The organism is Zunongwangia endophytica (genome assembly GCF_030409505.1).
In the GTDB taxonomy this organism is placed as follows: Bacteria; Bacteroidota; Bacteroidia; order Flavobacteriales; family Flavobacteriaceae; genus Zunongwangia; species Zunongwangia endophytica.
This window is the reverse complement of sequence record NZ_JAUFPZ010000002.1, coordinates 4015052-4028962: the sequence shown is the minus strand read 5'-3', so window position 1 is coordinate 4028962 and position 13911 is coordinate 4015052. Positions and strand designations below refer to the sequence as shown.

At 35.2% G+C, this 13911-nt stretch carries 13 protein-coding genes; 2 read left to right on the top strand and 11 right to left on the bottom strand.

The genetic code is table 11. The annotated features are described in order from the left end of the window. Nucleotides 1-5 precede the first annotated feature (5 nt). Both QWY91_RS17670 and QWY91_RS17665 read right to left on the bottom strand, forming a co-directional pair. A complete protein-coding gene (locus QWY91_RS17670; protein ID WP_290236830.1) occupies nt 6-1457 on the bottom strand; it encodes a peptidylprolyl isomerase in 1452 nt (483 codons plus the stop codon). Further along, nucleotides 1420-2280: a peptidyl-prolyl cis-trans isomerase gene (locus QWY91_RS17665; RefSeq protein WP_290236828.1), complete on the bottom strand. Its 861-nt coding sequence runs from the start codon at nt 2278-2280 to the stop codon at nt 1420-1422. The genes QWY91_RS17670 and QWY91_RS17665 overlap by 38 nt, the downstream gene beginning before the upstream one ends. Nucleotides 2281-2531: 251 nt before the next feature. Between QWY91_RS17665 and QWY91_RS17660 the strand changes: the two genes are divergently transcribed. Next, on the top strand, nt 2532-3089 hold the full coding sequence (locus QWY91_RS17660) for an OmpH/Skp family outer membrane protein (RefSeq protein ID WP_290236827.1): 558 nt from the start codon (nt 2532-2534) through the stop codon (nt 3087-3089). Between the two features lie 68 nt (nt 3090-3157). Here QWY91_RS17660 and guaB read toward each other — a convergent pair whose 3' ends face one another. The 5 genes from guaB to QWY91_RS17635 form a co-directional block, all read right to left on the bottom strand. Further along, nucleotides 3158-4630: an IMP dehydrogenase gene (gene guaB / locus QWY91_RS17655; RefSeq protein WP_290237126.1), complete on the bottom strand. Its 1473-nt coding sequence runs from the start codon at nt 4628-4630 to the stop codon at nt 3158-3160. Between the two features lie 75 nt (nt 4631-4705). Further along, entirely contained in the window at nt 4706-6517 is a 1812-nt protein-coding gene (locus QWY91_RS17650) for a tetratricopeptide repeat-containing sensor histidine kinase (protein ID WP_290236826.1), read from the bottom strand. Between the two features lie 132 nt (nt 6518-6649). Next, nucleotides 6650-7513, bottom strand: a complete 864-nt coding sequence (locus QWY91_RS17645; protein ID WP_290236825.1) for a hydroxymethylglutaryl-CoA lyase — start codon at nt 7511-7513, stop codon at nt 6650-6652. Nucleotides 7514-7622: 109 nt separating this feature from the next. Further along, the gene (locus QWY91_RS17640) at nt 7623-8237 is read right to left on the bottom strand and encodes a LysE family translocator (RefSeq protein ID WP_290236824.1); all 615 of its coding nucleotides are present in this window, start codon (nt 8235-8237) and stop codon (nt 7623-7625) included. A gap of 37 nt (nt 8238-8274) precedes the next feature. Then, nucleotides 8275-9303, bottom strand: coding sequence for a quinone-dependent dihydroorotate dehydrogenase (locus QWY91_RS17635; protein ID WP_290236823.1), 1029 nt, complete (start codon nt 9301-9303; stop codon nt 8275-8277). A 239-nt stretch (nt 9304-9542) separates the two neighbouring features. On the opposite strand from QWY91_RS17635, the gene pepT reads away from it, so the two are divergent. Next, nucleotides 9543-10778: a peptidase T gene (gene pepT / locus QWY91_RS17630; RefSeq protein WP_290236821.1), complete on the top strand. Its 1236-nt coding sequence runs from the start codon at nt 9543-9545 to the stop codon at nt 10776-10778. Nucleotides 10779-10892: 114 nt separating this feature from the next. Here the strand turns inward: pepT and yajC are convergent, their stop codons facing one another. The 4 genes from yajC to QWY91_RS17610 form a co-directional block, all read right to left on the bottom strand. Then, complete coding sequence (yajC, locus tag QWY91_RS17625; protein WP_290236820.1) at nt 10893-11201, bottom strand: preprotein translocase subunit YajC; 309 nt, start codon at nt 11199-11201, stop codon at nt 10893-10895. 18 nt (nt 11202-11219) lie between these two features. Then, nucleotides 11220-11687 (bottom strand): DUF1573 domain-containing protein, encoded by a 468-nt coding sequence (locus tag QWY91_RS17620; RefSeq protein ID WP_290236818.1) that lies wholly within the window; start codon nt 11685-11687, stop codon nt 11220-11222. A gap of 42 nt (nt 11688-11729) precedes the next feature. Further along, nucleotides 11730-12674: a transcription antitermination protein NusB gene (locus QWY91_RS17615; RefSeq protein ID WP_290236817.1), complete on the bottom strand. Its 945-nt coding sequence runs from the start codon at nt 12672-12674 to the stop codon at nt 11730-11732. A gap of 84 nt (nt 12675-12758) precedes the next feature. Beyond that, a complete protein-coding gene (locus tag QWY91_RS17610) occupies nt 12759-13862 on the bottom strand; it encodes a Glu/Leu/Phe/Val family dehydrogenase (RefSeq protein WP_290236815.1) in 1104 nt (367 codons plus the stop codon). Nucleotides 13863-13911 lie beyond the last annotated feature (49 nt).

Below are 13911 nucleotides of genomic sequence, written 5' to 3'. Positions count from 1 at the left end.
AAGTTTTATTTTTTTAACCAATTGCTAGTATACTCACAATCTCGGTATTTTCCGCTGATTTTAACGTAAGTATCCTGAATTTTTTCTTTCTGCCACTCCTGGATTGCTTTGATTCTTTTATCCTGAAGTGCCAGATCTTTAATTTTCATATAATCTGTACCGTAATCTGCAGTATGCTGAGGAATTCTTTTATCCATTTTTATAATCTTATAAATTGGACGCCCCATGTTATCCTGCTCTGTAATTCTAAAAGAAATTTCTCCTTCTTTTAAATCTGAAATTTGATTATATAATTTGGTATCTAATTTTGTTTGCTCAAATCTAGAATCACCAGTAGTAGGATTTCTCATTTTACCACCGTCAGATTTTGTTTCCTCTCTATCTGAAACTTCTCTGGCAGCTTGTGCAAATTCGATATCTCCGTTCTCAATTTTCTCTCTTACTTTATCAATTTTTTCTTTTGCTTTTTCTACAGCAGCGTTGTTTACATCTGGAATTAACAAAATATGACGAACGTCGATTTCCTGACCTCTCACTTTTACCAACTGAACGATATGATAACCATATACCGTTTCAAAAGGATCACTTATTTCTCCTTCTCTTAAAGAAAAAGCTACATCTTTAAATTCCTTTACAAAAGGATCTTTTCTTCCTAAACTTAAAATATCACCACCGGTTTGTGTGTCATCAGAATAAAGAATCGCTTTGGTTGCGAATTTGGAATCGTTTTCTAAAACGTCGGCTCTAAACTGATTTAAGCGATCGATCGTTTTTTGCTTTTCTTCTTCAGGAACTTCAGGTTTTATAACAATTTCAGAAATCTCTACCTCATCACCGAATACTGGAAGTGAATCTTTAGGAATCTCATCAAAATATTGTCGAACTTCTTCAGGAGTAACCTCAATATTTTCTACGATCTTCTGTCTCATTTTTTGAGCCAGCTGACTTTGCTTATTCAGCTCGAATAATTCATTTCTAAATTCTGCTTCAGAGTCTCTTTTATAAAATTCTAAAACATCTTCCATACCTCCTAATTGCTGAACCATTCCTGCAATTTGCTGATCGATATAATTATTGATCTGCGCATCTGGCACTACAATACTATCCTGAATCGCTTGGTGAGCGTATAGCTTATTCTCCATTAAAGAACCTGCCAATTGGCAGTCGGTTACATTGGCTGTACTACCACCCTGAGATTGAATATCTTTTCTTGTTAAATCTACGTCACTATCAAGAATAATATAATCTCCTATTACCGCGGCTATCCCGTCTACTTTTCTACGAGAACCTTCATCCTCAGATATAGGTTGGTTTTGCACCAACTCATCTTCTGGCTGTATCGATGTACTATCGGTTACGATAATCTCTTGTGCTCCTGCATTTATGCCCATCAGTAGCGCTCCCAACATCAAACCTTTTTTAATTGTAAATCTCAAATTGATTGTTTTTAATTGCATCTTTAGTAATATCCTTTTCCAATTGCTTAACCAACTCCAACTTTTGCTTATTAAGCAAAATCTGTTCCACGGTTCGTCTTGCATATTCTAACGGCGCTTCGTCATTTTTCTTAAGCGCTTCGTTCACATAGATTAAATACGTTTCTAGTGAATCCTTTAATTCTATGTATTTGTCTTGCTGCAGTAATTTCGCTCGATCTCCTACACTTAATGGCACGATCTTGTCGTAAACAGTTAAGGTTTTTACCCAAACAGAATCATTAAACGAATAATTTTTAAACTGAAGTGCATTTTCCTGCAACTTCTTTTTATCCTCTTCTTTAAAACGAACAAACCACTTTTTAATTTTATCAAGATTCGTATTATTCGCCTCTAAATTTATATATCGCAATTTAACGAGATCCTGACTTAATTTAAAGGTTTCTTTATGCTCTAAATAATAGTCTGAAATTACCGAATCATTAAAGACAGAATCTAATTCTTGTGAAACTATAGCATCGGTGTACGCATTGGTATACAACTCATTTCTATAATTCTCTACTAAATCATTAAACTCGCGCTGCTTTTCCTCAGGGAGATTTAATTTAGCCCTATCTATAAGCAATTGCTGTGTTGCCCAACGATTTATATAACCGTTTACGATAATCGAGCTATCTTCTTTAGATATCCCATCGCCTACAAGATCTGCTATATCTTCTTCATACAAATAAGAATTATTTACCCGCACCACTACCTTTCGGTCATCCTGAGATTTAAAAAGATCACAAGAAATCACCAAAACCAATATAAAGCTTATAAAAATTGCTTTAAATACTATTTTCAAACCAGGTAAACAATTCTTTCAACTTCAGTAAAAACGTTTTTTTCTGAAATTTCTTATTAAGTGGAGCAAAAATAAGAATTCCTAGAGGTTCTGCAAGATATAACATTACTGATTATCAAGCAGTGCTTGTTTTTTACTGAATATAATCTGAAGTGAAACTAATTTGAAGTAACACAAAGTACCATTTTCGCAAAAATTTCTATGTTTTATTACTACTCCCTATTATATTTGCGCAAAACAAGAGACAAAAAATGAAGAAATTTAGCGTATTAATTACATTTTTATTTTTAGCAATAGCCGCTAACGCACAGAGTAAAATAGGCACTATAGATGCAGAATATATTATATCTAAAATGCCTGAAATCAATGATATAAATAACGGAGTTAAAGCATATAACGAGTCTTTACAGACCGATGTTGAAAATGCGATACAATCTTACGAAGGCCTTATAAAGAATTATCAGGATAGCACGGCTGTTTTTACTGAAGACGTTAAAAAACAACGTGAAAATCAAATACTTGGTTTAGAGAACGAAATTAAACAATTTCGCCAACGCTCACAGGTAATGATGCAAATGAAGCGTAATGAACTTACCCAACCATTATACAAAAAGATCGACGCTGTAATGCAAGAAGTGATTAACGAAGAAGGTTACACACAAATCTTCCATGCCGGCGGTGGTGCTTTAGCATACTCACAACAAGGAAGTGATATTACCGAAAAAGTAATGGAAAAATTAGGAATATCGATAGAAGAAGTAAATACTACGCAACCTTCTGCAGATAGTAATAATGCAAATTCAAACTAAAATTTTGCAGGAATAAAACAAAAAAGCCCGCAATTGCGGGCTTTTTTTATATCTAATAATAAAAAAACTTATCGACTATAGTTTGGAGATTCTTTGGTAATCGTAACATCATGAGGATGACTTTCGTGAATACCTGAAGAGGTGATTTTCACAAATTTAGCATGTTCTTTTAAAGCTTCTATATCTTTAGCTCCACAGTAACCCATTCCGGCTCTTAAGCCTCCTACAAATTGATGAATACTCTCTTCTAGCTCTCCTTTGTACGGTACACGACCAACAATTCCTTCAGGAACTAGTTTTTTAATATCATCTTCTACATCCTGGAAGTAACGATCTTTAGAACCTTTTTTCATTGCTTCTACAGATCCCATTCCGCGGTAAGATTTAAATTTTCTTCCTTCGTAAATAATAGTTTCTCCCGGGGATTCTTTAGTACCTGCTAAAAGTGAACCAAGCATTACGCAATCTGCACCTGCAGCTAAAGCTTTTGGAATATCACCTGTATAACGAATACCGCCATCTGCAATTACAGGCACTCCTGTACCTTTAATCGCTGCTGCAACTTCAAGCACTGCAGAGAATTGAGGAAAACCAACACCGGCTACAACTCTAGTTGTACAAATAGAACCTGGCCCTATTCCTACTTTTACAGCATCAGCTCCTGCTTCTACTAAATATTTAGCGGCATCTCCAGTGGCTATATTTCCTACCACTACTTCTAACTCAGGAAATTTAGTTTTCACTTCTTTCAAGACATAAACTACTCCTTTGGTATGACCGTGTGCGGTATCAATGATAATTGCATCGACGCCTGCATTGTAAAGTGCTTCCGCTCTTTCTACAGCATCACCGGTCACTCCTATTGCCGCAGCAACTCTTAATCTTCCGTAGCTATCTTTATTAGCGTTAGGCTTCTGAGTTAATTTAGTAATATCTCTAAAAGTGATTAAACCAACCAGTTTTTTATCTTTATTGATTACCGGAAGTTTTTCAATTTTATTTTCCTGAAGAATATCTTCTGCCTGATCTAGGGATGTTCCTTCTGCAACAGTTACAAGATTTTCTGAAGTCATCACCTCAGCAATAGGACGCTTATTATGCTTCTCGAATCTTAGATCACGATTAGTCACAATACCTATTAGCTTTCCTTCATCATCAACGATAGGAATACCACCAATGCTATGCTCTTTCATCAAGTCTTTAGCATCTTGTACAGTAGAGGAAATTGGCAAGGTTACAGGATCGATAATCATACCGCTTTCAGCACGTTTTACTTTACGCACTTTTAAAGCTTGTTGCTCTATCGTCATATTTTTGTGTAGAACACCTATACCTCCCTCTCTAGCCATGGCAATCGCCATACGAGATTCTGTCACGGTATCCATCGCTGCTGAAACAATAGGAACGTTGATCGTAATGTTTTTGGTAAATTTTGTCTGGATATTTACTTCGCGCGGTAAAACCTCAGAGAAGGCAGGGACTAAAAGAACATCATCATATGTTAGCCCTTCTCCCAGAATTTTGGATTCGTGTGCAATCATGGCAATTAAGAATTTAATTGCATGCAAATATACACAGTTTTAGGCAGAATGCATTAGGCTAAAGTGAATAAATCATTAATCTGTCTTTTTTCTGAAACGAATAATAAATTCTGACCCCTCATTGGTATAGCTTTTAATATCGAGAGTTGCATTATTCATTTCTAAAAATTGCTTTACTAATAGCAACCCAATACCCGTTCCGGTTTCCATATTTGTGCCTAATTCAGACATTAACTGGGTATTAAAATTTTGTATTTGCGCTATTCGCTCTTCAGAAATCCCCTCGCCACCATCTTTTATTTTAAAATAAACAAACTCTTCATCCTCCTCGTAATGGATTTTAATTTCTTTATGCTGATGTGTGAATTTTATGGCGTTACTTACTAAATTATGAAGTATGATAGATAAATGACCTTTGTCAACAATAATAGCACTTAAACTCGCCGGTATATCGTGTTTTATCTGAATGTCTTTGGATTTCGCTACCAAATAATGAGCTTCCATAATTTCTCGCACTCTTTTTGGTAGCACCACTTCTTCCAAATGCATTTTAGAACCTTCTAATTGCGAATTAGCCCATTGCAATAAATTTTGCAGCATGGTAGAGGTTGCCGATACCTGTTTAAGCATTTCGTCAAGCAGCTCTGCTTGTTCTTTCTCAGAGAATTCGCCTATTTTAATAAGTTCAAGCAATTTCTGAATAGAACCAATAGGCGACTTTAAATCATGAGACAAGATTGAAAATAATCGATCCTTGCTTTTATTAAGATTGGCCAGCTCTTTATTACGTTCTGTAATTAATTCGTTTTTCTGAACGATTAATTCGTTCTTCTCTTCTACTGTTTTTCTAAATTTCTCTTTTTGTCGATACGTTTTTATCCTGAAAAATAAAATAACCTTCAGCACAACACCAACGCCAAGTAGAATAGCAATGATTAATTTATTACGGGAAAGTTGTCTATCCTTCTCCATTCTTTCCAATCGCAACCTACGATTATCCTCTTCTTTACTTTCCAAATTAAGAAGATCGATAGATCTTAAACGCTTTTGATTGTATAGCGAATCCCCATAAATATTATGCTGTTTCGAATATTGTAACGCTTTATTTGATTCTCCTTTTTGCTCGTAGATATTGAAAAGAATTCCTGTAATTTTTTCTAACTCATAAAACGAATCGTTTATTTCAGCAAAATTTAAAGCTTCAAGTGCATTTCTTTCAGCTTTAGCCAAATTCCCCAAATAAAAGTAACTCTCTGCTAAACCGAAAAATGCGAAAGATTTCTCCCAGTTATTTGGTGCAGATTTATCATTCAATACACTATCGAAGTAATTTATTGCGGTAGAAATTTCTTCCTTTTGATACGCTAAATCTCCCAGGTGATTCATCGTTAAGTGTTCAATATCTTTTCTATTTGCTGCTCTAGACATAATTAGCGCACTATCCAGAACTGCCTTGGCATCATCCAAATGCCCCAATTGTAATTTAGATACACCGATATTGATCACCGCCGGTGCGGCTGCGTATTTATTTTCAGATTGATTGTAATATTCAATTGCCTGGCGAAAATATTCAATGGCAATATTGTGTCGCTCCATACCTTGCTGGATAAGGCCAAGACCATTTAAACATTTTCCGATACCTTCATAGTCATCTATCGATCTGTATATTTTTTCAGCCTTTAAAAAATCTTTTAGAGACTTATAATAAACTCCTTTCACGTAATACGCGATAGCCCACTTTCGAATAATTTCTGCCTTAAGTTTAGGATCATCAAGATCTTTTACAAACTCATCACACTTTTTTAGACCGACAATCGCCTCATCGAAATCATTAAATAAAGATTTATTAGCTTGCTCCAGATAATACAATACTGAATCTGCTTTCATCTGATTAGAATAATCAGACTGCGCTAAAGAAGAAAAATTGATAAAAAGTAGGAAAATTCCTAAGAAACTGATTTTCAAAACAGAAATTATAAATTGAAGATGGCAATGATAAGAAGAAAAGTTAAAATATCATTATTGATATTTACTGAAAATTTCTGTAGCCTTATTAAAAGAAGCCTCAAAACTACCCATTCTGATATTTGAATTTTGCTTTTTTGTGTTGAAGTAGGAAACCATTTTTTCGGTAGGCATATTACCGGTAAGTTCGTCTTTTGCCATTGGGCATCCGCCAAATCCCTGTATCGCTCCATCAAAACGATAGCAACCTGAAGTAAAGGCAGCATCAACTTTCTCAAACCAGGTGCTTGGTGTTGTATGCAAATGCGCACCAAACTCAATATTAGGAAATTTCGGAATCAATTCTGAAAAAAGATAACTAATCACATCTGCTGTTGAAGTTCCCACCGTATCCGAAAGCGACAATATCTTTACGCCCATATTCGAAAGTCGCTCGGTCCATTCTCCCACAATATCCACATTCCAGGGATCACCGTAAGGATTTCCAAATCCCATAGATAAATATGCCACAACTTCTTTGTTAGACCTCGCTGCAACATCTAATATTTCTTTTAGAATATCAACAGACTCCTCGATGGTTTTATGCGTATTACGCATTTGGAAATTTTCTGAAATTGAAAATGGATATCCTAGGTAATCTATTTCAGGAAATTGAGAAGCATCTTCAGCTCCGCGAGTATTCGCAACGATAGCCAATAATTTACTTTGGGTTCTACTAAGATCAAGCTTAGAAAGCACCTCTGCAGTATCTCGCATCTGCGGAATAGCTTTTGGAGAAACAAAACTACCAAAGTCGATGGTATCAAAACCGCACTGTAATAAGGATTGGATGTACCTTGCTTTAGCTTCCGTAGGAATAAATTCTTTAATTCCCTGCATTGCATCTCTAGGACATTCGATAAGTTTAATCTCTCCCATATTCCCAAAGATACCTTTTAGATTTTGATTACGAAATCTAAATCTTATTCAGAAATATTAAAATGATGTGAATATTGAAATACTCTTTTCAATAAAAATGGAATATTAACTACAGAAGAATAAAAATCCCTATTCCGATAAAAACCACGATCTGAGTCCATTTTAAAACGACCCCCGCATTTTGATGTTTTTGAAGATATCGTGAAATGCTTCCGGCTAAAATCGCTACTAATACAAAAATCAAAAATCCCTGAAGCATAAAAAGTAATCCCAAAATATAGAATTGAATTACCGTGTTCCCTTCTGGTTCCCACAAAAATCCCGGTAGTAATGCTAAAAAGAAAATCGTAATTTTAGGATTTAGCACATTCATTATAAATCCCTGTCGATATAAAGCAAACAGACTTTTTTGCTGAATTCCTTCCGCAGAAAAAGCAATATTTGGATCGCTTTTAAAAACTTTATAGGCGAGGTAAAACAAATATGCAGCGCCAAAACATTTAATAATTAAGAATATGCTTTCCGATTGCTTAATAATTGCTGAAACTCCAAAGGCCACCAAAGTGGTATGCACTAATACACCTGAAACCAAACCCAAAGCCGTGATGATTGCGTGTTTCTTACCATTCACCATGCCCTGCACTAACACATAAATATTATCTGGCCCGGGTGCTAAGGTTAGTAAGATTGTAGCCGTAAAAAAAGGTATAAGCTGTTCTAGCAAATGGTTTTAATTTTAATCTTGAATAGAATTTTTAAAATTATGATTTTGGATACTTTTCGAGGATCTTTTTATTAATGGCTTTGATTAGCGCAGGTCCTTCATAAATAAATCCTGTATACAATTGTACTAAACTTGCCCCGGCTTCTAACTTTTCGATAGCATCATCTGCGCTATGAATCCCACCCACACCAACAATAGGGAAAGACTTATTGCTTTTCTCTGAAAGAAATCGAATCACCTCTGTTGATCTTTTGGTTAAGGGTTTTCCGCTTAAACCACCAGCTTCATCTTTATGTTCAGAAACTAATCCTTCGCGACTTATGGTGGTATTGGTTGCAATAACGCCGTCGATTTTGGTCTCCTGCACAATTTCAATAATATCTAATAACTGAGAATCGGTAAGATCTGGTGCAATTTTTAGCAATATTGGCTTTTGCTTTGGCTTAGCGATGTTTAGATCCATTAAAGTTTTAAGCAAGTGCGTTAATGGTTCTTTATCCTGTAGCGCTCTTAAATTAGGTGTATTTGGCGAACTAACATTCACTACAAAATAATCTACGTAATCGAATAAGGCTTCAAAACAAATCTTATAATCTTCAACAGCTTTTTCGTTTGGCGTTACTTTATTCTTCCCAATATTTCCACCAATAAGTACATCGGCATTCTTTTTAAGACGTTGAATCATTTCTTCAACTCCGCCATTATTAAAACCCATACGGTTGATAATAGCCTGATCGTCTTTTAACCGGAACATCCTTTTTTTCTCATTACCGGGTTGTGGTTTAGGAGTTACCGTGCCCACTTCTACAAATCCAAAACCAAGATTCGATAATTCTTTGTATAATTTCGCATCTTTATCAAAGCCCGCTGCCAATCCTACAGGGTTTTTAAACTTCAACCCAAAAACTTCACGCTCCAAACGCGGATCATTATTACTGAATTTCGATTTTAAAATTGGAGAAACACCCGGAATTTTATTCAGGTTTCTTATACTGTTGAAAGCGAAATGATGAATCGTCTCTGGATCGTATTTAAAAAGAATCGGACGAATTAAGGACTTATACATAAACGGCTGGTTTGTGCAAAAATAAATGAATTGTAAAAATGAACACACTAAATCTTAAAAGGTTTTGCACCCGATAGCCAATTCGCTAATTTTGAATCTATAATCGAAATTCGATGTTTCGAGACAAGCCTTGAAATAAAAAATAGTTTACCAATAAGTACCTAAGGAGTTTATTCAGAATTTATTTCAGGAATAACTTCGAGAAATCAACCAATTTTAGACAACTAACACCAAAAAATATGATCAATAAACAAGAAGTTTTAGATCGATTCATCAGCTACATTAGTATCGATACACAAAGTGACCCTGAAAGTGACAGTACTCCCAGCACCGAGAAGCAATGGATTCTCGCCAATAAATTGGCTAAAGAACTAGAAGAAATGGGAATGCAAAACGTGAGTATCGACGAGAATGCTTATGTTATGGCTACTTTAGCTAAAAATATAGAGGAGGAAACGCCAATTATAGGTTTTGTTTCTCATTTTGATACTTCACCAGATTTTAACGGCGCAAATATCAATCCGCAGATTATAGAAAATTACGACGGTGGTGATATCATTTTAAATGCTGAAAAAAATATTATTCTTTCTTCGGAATACTTTGAGGATTTAAAGCAATACGAAGGACAAACCATTATCACTACAGACGGAAACACGCTTTTAGGAGCCGATGATAAAGCAGGAATTACTGAAATTATGACTGCGATGAAATATCTTATTGATCATCCTGAAATTGAACACGGCATTATAAAAGTATGTTTCACTCCAGATGAAGAAATTGGTCGAGGGGCACATAAATTTGATGTCAAAAAATTTGGAGCCGATTGGGCGTATACAATGGATGGAAGCCAGATTGGTGAATTAGAATACGAAAATTTTAATGCTGCCAGCGCCAAAGTTACCATTTCAGGAAAGAGCGTCCATCCCGGTTATGCGAAAGACAAAATGGTAAACAGCATGTATATCGCTCAGGATTTTATCAATTCCTTACCACGATTAGAAACTCCCGAACATACTGAAGGTAGACAGGGATTTTTCCATCTTAGCAATATTAAAGGTGATGTAGAAGAAACGATTCTGCATTATATAATTCGTGATCACGACAAAAAGCATTTCGAAGCACGTAAAAAAGTAATTGCAGATCTAGGTATAGAAATATGCAAACAATACGAAAGTGACTGCGTTAATGTTGAAGTAAAAGATCAATACCGCAATATGCGTGAAAAGATTGAACCGATGATGCATATCGTAAAGTTGGCGAAACAAGCAATGGAAGAAGTTGAAGTAAAGCCAATCATAAAACCAATAAGAGGTGGTACTGATGGATCTCAGCTAAGCTTTATGGGACTTCCCTGCCCTAATATTTTTGCCGGCGGTCACAATTTCCACGGAAAATACGAATATGTGCCATTAGAAAGTATGGTCAAAGCGACTGAAGTAATTTTAAAAATCGCCGAACTTAATGCCAAAAATTAAGATTCGATAATTTGACACTGTTTTTAAGAAATTCATTTTAAAGAAATTTCAGCATAAAAAAATCCCTTCAGAATTATTCCTGAAGGGATTTTTATTTATTCGAAATAAATTGAATTATTTCTTCTTTTCTTCTTTTACAGGTTTAGCCGGCTCGTTAAGCTTTTGGCTCAATTCATTTGAAATCGAAGATTTATCGAAAGTGATTTTTCCTGCGCCAGTTTCGATAATTACCGCATTATTTTTATCACTAAAATCGATAATTTTACCGTGCATACCGCTTTTGGTAACTATTCGATCTCCTCTTTTTAATTCTTTAATAAAATTCTTTTCCTGTTTAGCCTTTTTCATTTGCGGGCGTATCATAAAAAAATACACGACCGCGAACATTAAGATTAAAGGAAGAAACTGTTGTATTTGCTCCATATATAGTAATTCTCGCTTTTAGCTTGCGTTTTCTGGGGTTTCGACAAAAGCTTTAATTTTAATTTTCTCTTGTCCGTTTTCTGTATTTGCAGAAATTGTTACTGTTTTTTGTACTTGTCCTCTACCAGATCCATTATATTTTACGAGAACCTCACCAGTTTCTCCTGGTTCGATAGATTCATTTTTGTGATAATCTGGCACTGTACATCCACAAGTACTTTTCGCATTAGTAATTACTAAAGGTGCTTGACCAGTATTGGTAAAGGTAAATACATGTTCTACTGGATCTCCCTGTGGTATGTTTCCAAAATCAAACTCAGTTTCATCAAAAGATAACTCAGGATACACAGTTGCTTTAGAGTCTCTGGCTGCTGCTGCATCAACATTTTCAGCCTTCACTTTTTCTGAAGCATTACTACCACTGTCTTTGCAGGATGTAAAGAACATTGTTCCCACCGCTGCTATTAATAAAATTCCTTTTTTCATAATATGAATTATTTAAGGTTTAAAATTAAGAAAAAATCTAGACTACATAAGGCCACGCCCCATTTTATTTAGTTTTCCGTCGTTTTTATACTCCTTAGAAAGCTTATCCAGAATTCCGTTTATAAAAATACTACTTTTTGGAGTACTATATTCCTTACTAATTTCCAGATATTCGTTTATTGTTACTTTCACCGGAATCGAAGAAAATTCTAAAAATTCGCAAATCGCCAATTTGATAAGGATGGTATCGATCTCTGCAATTCGATCCTTATCCCAATTTGGTGTTTTTCCCTGCATTTCTTCAGAAAGCATGCCATCTTTTAAATATGTTTTTCTGAAAAGACTTACGGCAAAGTCCTTATCATCTACAGATTTAAACAATTTTGGAAGCTTATCCTCTGTATCTGCTGTTTCTTTAAGCTTCTGAAGCATTTTTACCACCGCAGTATTTACTATCGGAAGATCGTCCAACCACGTAAGTTTCTTATCCTCAAAATAATCGTAGATCTTGTCATTAGGCGCAATTACTTTTTTGAAGATCGCTACAGCAAAGTCTTTATCTTCTTTAAAAGAATTGTCACGAGTTTCCATATAATCGGCAAAAACTTCGCTTTTCTTTATCTCTTCCCAAAGGATTGCGATATACTCATCATCAAACTTCCAGTGGTTAAGCTTACGGTCGTCGATTAACTGCTCCAATTGCGTATTTTGCTCTAAAATTTCAAAAACTTTATTCTGAACAAATTTTCTATTTGGATCTTTATCTTCCTGGGTAGCAAGATGTTTTTGCTGGGAGCGCTCTAAAAAAGTTTGGGCGTGTGCTTTAATTTCGATAAACAAACTTAGCTGAAGCAGAAAAAGATCGTACATCTCTTCCATGCTTTTTAGCAGGAATTTCTCCTCGCTAGCAAGATTATCATTTTCACTTTGGATGAATGCGTATAAGGACTGCATTACCTTAACTCGAATATGTCTTCTTGTCAACATAATTGTAAAAGAACTTTTTTAGAATTTAAAAAGGGCGAAAGATTATTCTTTCGCCCTGCAAAAATATCAATATTTTGATTCTGGCTACTTCAAACTTGATTTTTTTCTATCATCTATTCTTTGCTTCGCTATTTTAAGCGCTGCAAAATGTGTCGTCATGTCTTCTTTTGCCGCTGTTTCAAGGATTTGCAAGGTGGTATTATAAATATTTTCTGTTTTAGAAATTATTTCTTGTTTGCTGTATTTTTCTAATTCAGCATAAACATTGATTATTCCTCCTGCATTAATTAAAAAATCCGGTGCATAAACAATTCCACGTTCTCTTAAAATCTGCCCGTGTCTCACCTCATCTGCCAATTGATTATTAGCCGCTCCGGCAACAACTTTACAGTTTAGACGATTTACAGTTTCATCATCGATTGTAGCTCCTAAAGCACATGGTGCGTAGATATCTACTTGTGCACTATAAATATCGGCTTCATCAAAAATAATTGCACCGTATTTATTACGTACTTCTTGCAAACGTTCTTCGCTAATATCTGTAATATAGACTTTAGCGCCATCGTTTGTTAGATATTCAACTAAAGCTTCACCTACGTGACCTATCCCCTGTACTAATACTGTACGATCTTCAAGTTCATCTGTACCAAATTTATATTTAGCGGCGGCTTTAATTCCCATAAAAACACCGTAAGCGGTAACTGGTGAAGGATTTCCTGTTCCTCCTCTTTCTTCAGAAATTCCGGCAACATAAGGAGTTACATCTCTTACGATATCCATATCTGAAGTTTCCATACCAACATCTTCGGCTGTTATATATTTTCCGCTTAGAGAATTTACATATTCACCAAATCTTCTCATTAGCTCTGGCGTCTTCTGAGTTTTTGCATCACCCATAATTACCGCCTTACCTCCACCAAGGTTTAAACCAGTAATTGCACTTTTAAATGTCATCCCGCGAGATAAACGTAATACATCATTTAATGCCTCCCATTCGCTGGTGTAATTCCACATTCTTGTACCACCAAGAGCCGGTCCCAAAACTGTATTATGAATACCTATTATTGCTTTTAATCCTGTATCTTTGTCGTTACAAAATACAACCTGTTCATGATTATCGAACGAAAGCTGTCCAAACACTGGTGCAGCTTTTTTAAGTTCTTTAGCATTTAAAACATCAACTTGCATAATTTGCGGGTTTTTAAAATTAATGTCATTTTTGAATTTCATAAAAATG

Excerpts from the sequence above, each read along its gene's own strand:
- QWY91_RS17670 (WP_290236830.1), bottom strand. The coding sequence starts at position 1,457 with ATGCAATTAAAAACAATCAATTTGAGATTTACAATTAAAAAAGGTTTG.
- QWY91_RS17660 (WP_290236827.1), top strand. The coding sequence starts at position 2,532 with ATGAAGAAATTTAGCGTATTAATTACATTTTTATTTTTAGCAATAGCC.
- guaB (WP_290237126.1), bottom strand. The coding sequence starts at position 4,630 with ATGATTGCACACGAATCCAAAATTCTGGGAGAAGGGCTAACATATGAT.
- QWY91_RS17650 (WP_290236826.1), bottom strand. The coding sequence starts at position 6,517 with ATGAAAGCAGATTCAGTATTGTATTATCTGGAGCAAGCTAATAAATCT.
- QWY91_RS17645 (WP_290236825.1), bottom strand. The coding sequence starts at position 7,513 with ATGGGAGAGATTAAACTTATCGAATGTCCTAGAGATGCAATGCAGGGA.
- QWY91_RS17635 (WP_290236823.1), bottom strand. The coding sequence starts at position 9,303 with ATGTATAAGTCCTTAATTCGTCCGATTCTTTTTAAATACGATCCAGAG.
- pepT (WP_290236821.1), top strand. The coding sequence starts at position 9,543 with ATGATCAATAAACAAGAAGTTTTAGATCGATTCATCAGCTACATTAGT.
- yajC (WP_290236820.1), bottom strand. The coding sequence starts at position 11,201 with ATGGAGCAAATACAACAGTTTCTTCCTTTAATCTTAATGTTCGCGGTC.
- QWY91_RS17620 (WP_290236818.1), bottom strand. The coding sequence starts at position 11,687 with ATGAAAAAAGGAATTTTATTAATAGCAGCGGTGGGAACAATGTTCTTT.
- QWY91_RS17615 (WP_290236817.1), bottom strand. The coding sequence starts at position 12,674 with ATGTTGACAAGAAGACATATTCGAGTTAAGGTAATGCAGTCCTTATAC.
- QWY91_RS17610 (WP_290236815.1), bottom strand. The coding sequence starts at position 13,862 with ATGCAAGTTGATGTTTTAAATGCTAAAGAACTTAAAAAAGCTGCACCA.